A 10,384-nucleotide genomic window follows, 5' to 3' on the forward strand; every position below is an offset into this window, starting at 1 on the left:
CCACTAACCGTTAACCTGCAAGCAGGTTAACAAGTCCGTTCGACTTGCATGTGTTAAGCATACCACCAGCGTTCAATCTGAGCCAGGATCAAACTCTTCAGTTTATATCCTTAAGATTATATCAGCATAAACCAACATAACCTCGCAATTACTTAATCCTCAAAGTATTCAAGTATCTACAATTTCTATCTCTTTAAACATCTTATCCCAGCAACCATTCTCGCTGGCAACGAGGGGCTATTATACACATCAATCCCAACTCAGCAACCCCTTTAAACAACTTTTTTGGAAATTATTTCAAATCGATCAGAACAACAGCAAATTTGAGTATAAATACAGCAAAATCACCCTAAACCCATGTATCAAAAACAATACCAACTGTTACACAGATGAAACAGACTTTAATCCATCAGATTGATAAGCTCATCTCAAGCAGTTAAAAAACCAACTGCTTAGATAAAATGAAATACCTTAAAAGATAATACTTGGAGAACAACATGAAAAAACTTATCGCTTCTACCCTGATCGTAGCAACACTTGCTGGTGCCGTCTCTACTTCTTATGCAGACGGATATCCCCCAGGTACTGCAGGTTACGCAAGCACTAACACACAACCCCCAACGCTTATGCAATAAATGAATAGAGCATAAATCTACTTATCAGAAAACCATCTACTCTAGATCACAATCTGGAGCTTGGGAGTTATACCATGAAACTTAGCACTTTGATTTCAAGCACTTTATTTACACATGCAACGAGTGACCAAAAAGTCATTCCTAATGATAAAGATCGCTATTTTCCTAAGCCAAGATAATTCTCGGCTATTTTGCCTGCTGCCAATAACTTTCAACTGATTGAATCACATTCTCTGGCATTCCAACATAATCTAACTTCTTAGCAACTTCAGCTCCTTTCTCTGAATAAGCGTATTCAAAAAACTGTTTAATTTTTGCATTAACGCCTGCTTTGCCTGCTTTTGGCATTAAAACAAAAGTGGTTGCAACAATTGGCCAGCTTTGACTGCCTGGCTGATCTACCAAGATCAGATTATAATTATCTTTTGGGCTATAGTTGGCATATTTAGCAGCCTCAGCAAAACTCTTCAAGCTTGGTGCCACAGTTTTGCCATCTTTATTGATCATTTTCACCGTTGGAATATTAGTCGTTTTAGCAAAGGCATATTCAACATAGCCAATAGAGTCTTCAACTTGCTGCACTTGCGCTGCAACCCCTTGATTACCTTTTGCCCCAATACCAACTGGCCATTGAAGAGAAGTATCAACACCGACTTTTTTGTTCCAATCAGCATTGACGGTCGACAAATATTTAGCAAAGTTATATGTTGTACCAGAGCCATCAGCACGGTGAACGGTAATAATATTTGCATGTGGTAGTTTCACATTTGGATTAAGCGCCTTAATAGCAGCATCATCCCAATAGCTAATTTTGCCTAAATAAATATCGCCCAGCACTTTGCCACTTAATACGAGCTCATTAGATTTAATCCCCGGAATATTCACAACTGGCACAATACCACCAATAATTGCCGGGAATTGTATTAGTTGGTGTTTGTCTAGCATTTTATTACTTAATGGCTGATCTGAGGCTGCAAAATTAACCGTGCCTGCAAAAATTTGCCTTTGTCCTCCACCAGAGCCTACAGGCTGGTAGTTTATCTGTACGCCTGTTTTTTCATAATAGCTATTTGCCCAGCGTGACATCGCAAGATAAATAAAGCTTGAACCTGAACCCATAATCATTGCGCTTGAGGTTTTATTTGCACTCTCTGCACTGCCCTCTTTACTGCATGCCTGAAGTGTCAAACCTAATGCTGCCATTAAAGCAATCACTCCAATAGGTTTAATAAACTTGGCTTTTAATTGACTTTTAATCATCTTCATTTCTTCCCCTTAATGGATTATCACTCGTTTCTAATATAATCAATAGTCCGTGCATCCTTCGGTGCACCAAAAAACTGTTTTGTCGATTGATATTCAACAATCTCACCATCAATCATAAACATTGTATTATCTGATAAGCGCTCAGCCTGTTTTAAGTTATGTGTCACCATAATGATGGTATAGTGCTCTTTAAGCTCTGTAACCAACGCCTCGATCTTTTTCGTTGAAATAGGATCAAGCGCTGAAGTTGGTTCATCTAACAGTAAAATTTCAGGTTTAACTGCAATGGTTCTGGCAATACAAAGGCGCTGCTGTTGACCACCTGACAGCTTTGTCCCAGGTTGGTGCAATTTATCTTTCACTTCATCCCAGAGAGCGGCCTTCTTAAGTGACTCTTCAACCCTGTTTGCAATCTCTGATTTAGATAGCTTCTCATGCAGACGAACCGCAAAGGCAATATTCTCAAAAATACTCATCGGAAAGGGTGTTGGTTTTTGAAACACCATCCCGATCTCTTTTCTTAGCTGATTTAAATCAACTGAACTATCAAGTAGGTTTTGTCCTTCAAGCAAAATCTCACCTGTCGCTTTTTGCTTAGGGTAAAGCTCATAAATACGATTTAGTGCACGCAAAAGCGTTGATTTTCCTGAACCTGACGGACCGATCAACGCTGTAATTTTATTGCGTTCAAAGCTTGCGTTAATATTATGAAGCGTCTTTGCTGCGCCATAGTAAAAATCAAGATGCTTTACCGTAAAATAATTTTGATCCACCACACTCAACCTGCCATTATCATTTAAATGTTGCTTTTTTTCTTTCGTTGCTACTTCTATTACTTGCTGCATATTGCACCTTAATCATCGTCTATTTTTTATCTTTTGCCAGCCAGCGCGCACTTAAATTCATTAATAATACAAGTGCAGTAATAATAAGCGCCGCTGTCCATGCTACCTGCTGAAATTCAGGATAAGGCTGCATGGCATTTTCAAAAATCATCACAGGCAAGCTTTCTATAGCTTGACCTAGGTTAAAACTTAAAAAGCTATTTTTCGCTGAAGTGAATAACAAAGGCGCACTCTCACCCATCACTCTTGCTGTGGCCAGCACCACCGCTGTAATAAGACCGGTTTTTGCTGAGCGATATACCACCATTAAAATAACGCGCCACTTTGGCACACCAAGTGCGATAGCTGACTCTTTAAGCATGGGCGAGACAAGATAAAGCACATCCTCTGCAGCTCGTGTAATCATCGGCATAGCAATTAATGCCAATGCGATAATCCCTGCATAGCCAGAAAAACTGGTATAGACCACAATCAACGTGTAAATAAAAAGACCAATGATCACAGAAGGTGTACTCAGCATCATATCATTCAAAAAACGAAGGACTTTAATGGTTCTTCTAAATTGCTTGTATTCAACAAAGAAGGTTGCCGTTAAAATCGCAATAGGTGTTGCAATGACAATCGCCCCCACTGTTAGCATCACAGAGCCAATAATTGCATTTCGAAGACCTAGCTCTCTTGTATCATGCGTAAACACATAGCTGCCTAGTGAATGAACCCCTCTGACCAAAAGCTCATAAAGAACATTACATAACACCAACACACTAATAATGGCCGCAAGCCAACATAAAACGACAAAGATCTTTGCTTTGAGTTTGCGTTTTGTCGAGATTTTTCCAATTTTCGCCATAATACTCCCCTATTTTGCAGACGATCGGTAACGCTTTAAGATAGCGCGAGAGCAAATAAGTACAACAAGCGTGATGATAAAGAGAATAAGCCCTGTTTCAACAAGCGCTGCTGGATACAATGTGCCCAAAGCTTCATTAAACTCATTGGCAATTGAAGATGAAATGGTCGCACTTGGCATAAAAAGCCCCTTAAGCGCATGCACATTACCAATCACAAAGGTAACAGCCATCGTCTCACCCAGCGCTCGACCAAACCCTAAAATAACTGCCCCAATCATGCCTGGAGCGGCAAATGGAAAAATAATCTTTTTTGTCACTTCCCATCTTGTTGCCCCTGTGCCAAATGCGGCCTCTTTCGTTACTTCAGGCACTGAGCCTATCACATCTCTCATCACAGAAGATATAAGTGGAATAACCATGACAGCAAGAATAATACTCGCTGCAAACACACTGCTTCCTGTTGGGAGACTACGAATAAAAAACATGACAATCGGCTCAAAATAAGCCCAGATAGAACCCTGTTGCGCTAGAAGATCAAACTTTGCTTGCCAGCTGTTTGAGAGTGGCATAAGCCACATTTGAATCTCTTTCACCCACGGCAGAAGTACAAAAAGCCCCCAGATCCCATATACAATACTTGGAATACCTGCCATAAGCTCAATAATCCGCGCGAGCACCTGACCTATTTTCCGAGGTAACAGCTCATCGATTAAAAGCGCAATCCCAAGACTAAAAGGAATGGCAATAATAAGCGCTAAGACAGAAGTCACCAATGTGCCGACAATAACAGCAAGCGCCCCAAACTCTTCGGTAACAGGATTCCAATTATTTGACCATAAAAAAGAAATACCAAACTTTTGAATACTTGGCCAGCTAAACACCACCAAGCTAACCAACAAAAGCACAAAAATAACTAGCGTTAAAAACGCCATAATTAGCGCTAATTTCAAGAAATTTCGATCACCGCTTCGCCTCAAAATAACCCATCTCTTTAATATCTCATCATCTTGAAGTGTCAGTATAGTCAAACTTTGTTACAGAAATGTTACAGGTCACACTATTTTCTTTTCATTTTTATATCTGCTCAGCATTCTTTAAAAAATTGGTATACACTCAAAGTACCTCGAAACCTTAAAGGGAAGCAATATGAGCGTCATTCCTGCTACTGGTATTGTACTTTTTCTTGTATTTATTATCTCTCTTTGCATCGGCAGCTTTTTAAATGTTGTGATTGACCGACTACCTAAAATGATAGAAGAACAAGCTAAAAAAGATGCCTGCGAGATACTCTCTTTGCCAATAGATCAGCAAAAAAAAGATAACCTTTTACGTCCATCAAGCTGTGCTTATTGCCATAAAAAACTTCGTTTTTGGCAGAACATTCCACTTTTAAGTTTCATTCTGCTTCGAGGAAAGTGTTTTTATTGCAAAGGGAAAATTTCCTTTCAACATCCAATGGTAGAGCTCATAAGCGCACTTGGCGCGACATTAATTATCTGGCAATTTAATTTCAGCGCGATCAGCATGTCACTTTGTATTTTATATTTTTATCTGATCACACTTTTTGTCATTGATTTAAAACATTACCTCCTCCCTGATGCGTTAACCTTAAGCCTTTTATGGTTAGGCCTTATCATTAATACTTCTAGCATAAAATTTCCTCTGGCGAACTCAATTGGCTCAGCAATAGCCGGCGCAATATTAGGCTATCTACTCCCGTGGGTAATCTACTGGCTTTTTAAAATTATTCGCAAAAAAGAAGGCCTTGGCTATGGAGATTTTAAGTTGTTAAGCGCAATTGGCGCTTGGGTGGGGGTTTATATGCTGCCACTTATTCTCTTAGTTAGCGCCCTGATTGGCATCTTCATCTCGCTGATATTAATGTATACACAAAAGGAAAACTATCAATACATCCCCTTTGGAACGGCAATTGCAATCGCTGTCACATTCTATATCTTTTTCTCAACTTATTTTCTTGCGGCGCTCTATCTACCATTTTTTACATTATTCTACTATTTTTTGCATAATTAAGGTGGTGTTGGCATTGCTCAATGAATACACCACTGACTCTTAGCCTGACGACAGTATTACTGGTATACTTTCTATAAGCACCTAAACTTTTTAAGCTTCAATAATGAATAAAAAGCAAACTATAGAGCATAATCAAAAGGATCTAAGTGAGCAAAAATCTCTGATTAAGTCACAATTTCAAGAGATTATTGATTCTGCTTCAGAGGCTTTTTTAAATAAAAAACACTCTATTTATAAGGTGCTTTTAAGTTATAACAGAAAAGTTGATACGCTCATTGAAAGCTTTTATCCACACTTGGAAAATATCAGTGTAATTGCCATTGGTGGCTATGGGCGAAAAGAAAGATCACTCTATTCGGATTTAGATATTTTATTTCTTGCCAAAGATGAAGAGGCGCTTAAAAATACAGCACTACTTTCCTTTATCGATGTCCTGCAATCACTCCCTGTCAAACTTGGCTATATCGTCCATACATTACAAAGTTTGCAAGCGGATATTCAACATCACTATGAGTTTTTAACCGCACTTTTGGATGCAAGGCTCATTACTGGAGATAAAACACTATTTGCATCACTTGAAAAGCTTCTTGCTGATAAAAAGAACCTGCCAAATATTCAAAGCTTTTTTGATTTCAAATATCACGAACAACTGCAACGAGATAAAAAATACCCGATTAATCAGCAGCCTGATTTAAAAAAGACTATTGGCAATCTGCGCTATTTGCAAATGATTCACTGGCTATTTTGCTATATTCACCCCAATAAAGCACTCGCTTTTCTTGTTGATCATGGATATATCCAAGCCCATGAGATGCAGCTTATTAAAAAAGCACATCGTTTTTTGAGCGCCATTCGCTTTTATCTACATATTTTGCATCAACGTGATGAAGATCGCTTATTGTTAAATGCACAAGATGAAGTGGCAAAGTTTTTTTGTCCATCCGCTGAAAAAGAAGCAACTGCTAACGCGCGCATTGAAAAATTTATGCAGAGATATTATCAAATCATTCGCGATATAAAGCTGATTAATCGTATTATTTTATCTGGCATATCACAGCATTTTGAAAATGAAATTCCAAGCAAGATAAATGATCATCTATCTCTTCATGCAAACACAATTTGCAGTAGCGATAAAAGCTATCCAAGAAATATCGATTCGCTACTTGAGCCATTTTATTATCTGTGCCAACACCACCATGCTTTGATGGTCGATGCCAACATCCTTCGCAATATTCATCATCTTATTGAAACCACTTCATTAAAAGAAATCGCTGATAACACAAAGCTTCAAAGCGATTTTCTTGATTTATTCGCATCACCCTATAACCTCAAATCAGCACTTAGCCTTATGACCGATATTGGGCTTTTGGAGGCGATTATTCCTGAGTTTTCTCAAGCAAAGGGGCAGATGCAATTTGATCTTTATCATAAATACACCGTTGATCGCCACACCATTGAAACGGTGAATAATATCCGTGATATTTGCGAGCATAAATATAAAGAGAGCTTTCCACTTGTTGATAAATGCATACAAAACCATCCTAATATCAAGGTGCTTTATTTGGCAGCACTTTTCCATGACATTGGCAAAGGGCTCGGCAAGGATCACTCAATTACAGGGGCACGAATTTTCACAAAATATGCAATCAGATGGCAGCTTAAAGCCAATGAAATTCGTTTAGGGGCATGGCTGATTGAGCATCACCTTTCTTTGTCATCTACTATCAAAAAGCAGGATATTTTTGATATTGATGTGATTGAGAATTTTGCCGAATTTGTACGTACGCAGAAATACCTTGATAGCCTTGTGATTTTAACCTTTGCTGATATGAAAGCAACCAATGACCTTCTATGGCGTGACTGGCAACAAAATGCTGTCAGCAACCTGTATAACAATGTGACTTATGTCCTTAATAATGAAAAAAATCGCTCGCGAAACAGTGAGATTAAAACCTTACAAAACACGCTTAAAGAAGGCTTAACCTGTAAAAATGCTGCAAATATTTTACCGATTTGGCATCAACTTCCAGCAAGATACTTTCTTGAGCAGCCTTTAAGTGTTCTGCGCTGGCAAACCAAAATACTCTCATCTGAAGGCATTTTAAACGGCAAGTTAACTGTCAATGCACACTATGACAGCGACACCAAACAAAGCATGATGCTGATCACAGGCTTAAGTGAGAAAAGCCCACTTTCTTTTATCGCACAGTTTTTTTCATCCAAAGCGCTTAATATTCGTGATGCTAAGATTTTTCAGCCTTTTGAAAACCAAATGATCTATCATTTCACCATCAATACCTTTGCTCAAAAAAACATTACACAACAAAGTGCGCTAACACAAATAGCACATGATCTATCAAAAGCACTAAATGAAGACTTAGCAAATTATCAATATAAAGAAACCAAAACTGCTGAAATCCCCGAACACACGCGCATTCCAACCAAGGTATCTATTGAGTCACCCTCATGGCTTACTTATAATAAGGTTGTTATTAAAACGGCGGATAAAGTTGGGCTATTAGCGAAACTGTGTCATTTTTTTGAATCCAATGGTTTTAAGATTATAAGAGCACGCATTTATACTTCAGGCATTCGCGCAGAAGATCACTTTTACATTTGTGACTTACAAGATAAAAAACTCACAAATAAAGCAAAAATCGCTCAGCTTGAAACTGCACTTTATGAGATGCTTCAAAGCGAATGATCATTTGTAAAAGTTTGTAATCACCAGCACTATTTTTGTAGATTTCAACACTAAACTCAAGTTATAGTATCAGCATCACAATAGGAAGAAACATGCCCTTTTATGTACATCTTTTTAATTTATGCCACTGTCCTTGGTTTTTTTTGGATCAAAACACTCTCAAGCACCGTTGATGGCAATACAGACAGTGAAATCAAAATCGCATTACAATTGAAATACAGTAAAATACGCCATTATAAGCAGTATGGCCTGTTATATATTATCACCTTATTTTACCTTGTATCCATTTCAATGGTCTCTGCAAATTACATTCCAAAAAACCTCTCTGGAGAAAAAGGTTTAACACATGCTATCTCATTGATATCAAGCTTCCCTTTTTGGCTTCAAGGGCTTTTCATCATCGCGCTTTTACTCTTTATCTTCATGTTCATCTGGCCACTAATCAACGCCATCAAGCATACGAAAATGAAAAACCAGCACGACTAAAGGCTCCCAAAAAATGGCTAACAACTATTACATTGGCGTGATGTCCGGCACCAGCATGGATGGCATTGATTGCGTCATTGCTGATTTTAAAGATCAAAAAGCAACAATCATTGCCTGTGAAAGCTTTTCTTACCCTGACAGTATCAAAGCAGAGATTCAGCGTATTTATCAGAACAACTATCAAAGCTCACTTTATACACTGGGCACGTTAGATTATCAGCTTGGACTTAGCTATAGTCGTGTGATTAATCAGTTAATTGAGAAAAGCGCTATTGCCAAAGCAGATATTCGTGCAATCGGCTGCCATGGGCAAACCATCTGCCATCACACTGGCAAAGAGGCTCCCTTTAGTCTACAAATAGGCAACGCAGATCTCATTGCAACCAAAACCGGCATCCAAACCATTAACAACTTTCGCCAAAAAGATATTGCGCTTGGCGGTGAGGGCGCACCGCTTGTCCCACTTTTCCACCAGCGCTATTTTTCCAATAAGGAATATAATAGTGTTATTGTTAACCTAGGCGGCATTGCCAATATTACTTGTTTAAACACCAACGGCAGCCTTTTGGGGTTTGATACCGGTCCTGCGAATACTTTAATTGATGCTTGGATACAAAAGCATAAATCACTTGCCTTTGATCAAGATGGCGCATGGGGAAGCAAAGGCACGCTATTAGCTGATTTGTTAGAGGCTATGTGTCAAGATGCTTACTTTCAAAAATTGCCACCCAAGAGCACGGGATTGGAGTATTTTAACCTTACTTGGTTGTCAAAGTTTCTCTCTCAAAGCATGCGCCCAGAGGATGTACAATATACCCTCCATGCCTTGAGTGCTAAAACACTTGCCGAAGCCATCAAAAAACATCAAAGTGATAGCAAGTTTATCTATCTTGCCGGCGGTGGCGCTAAAAACACGCTGTTAAAATCACTCATCCAAAGCTATTTACCTCAAGCTCAAGTAAAAACGATGAGTGATACATTTGAGATTGACGCCACATGGATAGAGGCGCTTTGTTTTGCTTGGCTGGCTTATTGTTATGACACAAATATCGAGCTTGATTATCAGCAAATCACAGGTTCTAGCCGCCCTTATATATTAGGGACACTACATCGAAGTGAATAAGCTTCAATTACTGAACATGCTTTACATGGACACTAACGCGCACGAATCACTGAAAAATACTGATAAAATAAATTAATTGCATTATCCGGGTCACGCATACATTCCTCATAGATATAATCAATATTTTTAGGGAAAAAAAGGAGTTTCTTTTTCGTTGTTGATTCCAACCAGCCTAAAATAGTCGCCCCTGAAAAAGTAGCTTTTCACATTGTTTTTGTGTGTTTATTGTTCACTGAACTTTATTTCAAAACTCAAAGATATGCCCTAATTGAGTTGAGCCAGCTTCTTCTGGATAAAAATAAATCAAACAGTGACATGCAGGACACAAATACCCAACCCATCTACCAGAGTGACTCATTTAATCTGTGTCAGGTATGTCTAAACAGGTGTCAATAACCTCATCACATGCTTAAGATTCATTCCCATTCCCGCTGAGATTGCAT

At 38.7% G+C, this 10,384-nt stretch carries 8 protein-coding genes and 1 rRNA gene; 4 read left to right on the top strand and 5 right to left on the bottom strand.

Features of this window, described 5'->3' with window-relative positions; all coding sequences use genetic code 11:
* The 5 genes from A37Q_RS0109310 to pstC all read right to left on the bottom strand — a co-directional run.
* Positions 1-104 (bottom strand): 16S ribosomal RNA (locus tag A37Q_RS0109310); the annotation flags it as partial.
* A gap of 717 nt (positions 105-821) precedes the next feature.
* Positions 822-1,901, bottom strand: coding sequence for a phosphate ABC transporter substrate-binding protein PstS (gene pstS, locus A37Q_RS15145; RefSeq protein ID WP_018300009.1), 1,080 nt, complete (start codon positions 1,899-1,901; stop codon positions 822-824).
* Positions 1,902-1,921: 20 nt separating this feature from the next.
* Positions 1,922-2,746 (bottom strand): phosphate ABC transporter ATP-binding protein PstB, encoded by an 825-nt coding sequence (pstB, locus tag A37Q_RS0109330; RefSeq protein WP_018300010.1) that lies wholly within the window; start codon positions 2,744-2,746, stop codon positions 1,922-1,924.
* 19 nt (positions 2,747-2,765) lie between these two features.
* A complete protein-coding gene (pstA, locus tag A37Q_RS0109335) occupies positions 2,766-3,596 on the bottom strand; it encodes a phosphate ABC transporter permease PstA (protein WP_018300011.1) in 831 nt (276 codons plus the stop codon).
* 9 nt (positions 3,597-3,605) lie between these two features.
* Entirely contained in the window at positions 3,606-4,625 is a 1,020-nt protein-coding gene (gene pstC / locus A37Q_RS0109340; RefSeq protein WP_035405114.1) for a phosphate ABC transporter permease subunit PstC, read from the bottom strand.
* 118 nt (positions 4,626-4,743) lie between these two features.
* On the opposite strand from pstC, the gene A37Q_RS15150 reads away from it, so the two are divergent.
* From A37Q_RS15150 to A37Q_RS0109360, 4 genes are all read left to right on the top strand, one after another.
* Entirely contained in the window at positions 4,744-5,628 is an 885-nt protein-coding gene (locus A37Q_RS15150) for a prepilin peptidase (protein ID WP_018300013.1), read from the top strand.
* Between the two features lie 103 nt (positions 5,629-5,731).
* Positions 5,732-8,332 (top strand): [protein-PII] uridylyltransferase family protein, encoded by a 2,601-nt coding sequence (locus A37Q_RS0109350; protein ID WP_018300014.1) that lies wholly within the window; start codon positions 5,732-5,734, stop codon positions 8,330-8,332.
* 102 nt (positions 8,333-8,434) lie between these two features.
* Positions 8,435-8,818 carry a hypothetical protein gene (locus tag A37Q_RS0109355; protein ID WP_018300015.1) on the top strand — a complete coding sequence of 128 codons (384 nt, stop codon included), beginning with the start codon at positions 8,435-8,437 and terminating at the stop codon, positions 8,816-8,818.
* Positions 8,819-8,831: 13 nt separating this feature from the next.
* Complete coding sequence (locus tag A37Q_RS0109360) at positions 8,832-9,941, top strand: anhydro-N-acetylmuramic acid kinase (RefSeq protein ID WP_018300016.1); 1,110 nt, start codon at positions 8,832-8,834, stop codon at positions 9,939-9,941.
* Positions 9,942-10,384 lie beyond the last annotated feature (443 nt).

The organism is Fangia hongkongensis FSC776 = DSM 21703 (genome assembly GCF_000379445.1).
Taxonomy (GTDB): Bacteria; Pseudomonadota; Gammaproteobacteria; order Francisellales; family Francisellaceae; genus Fangia; species Fangia hongkongensis.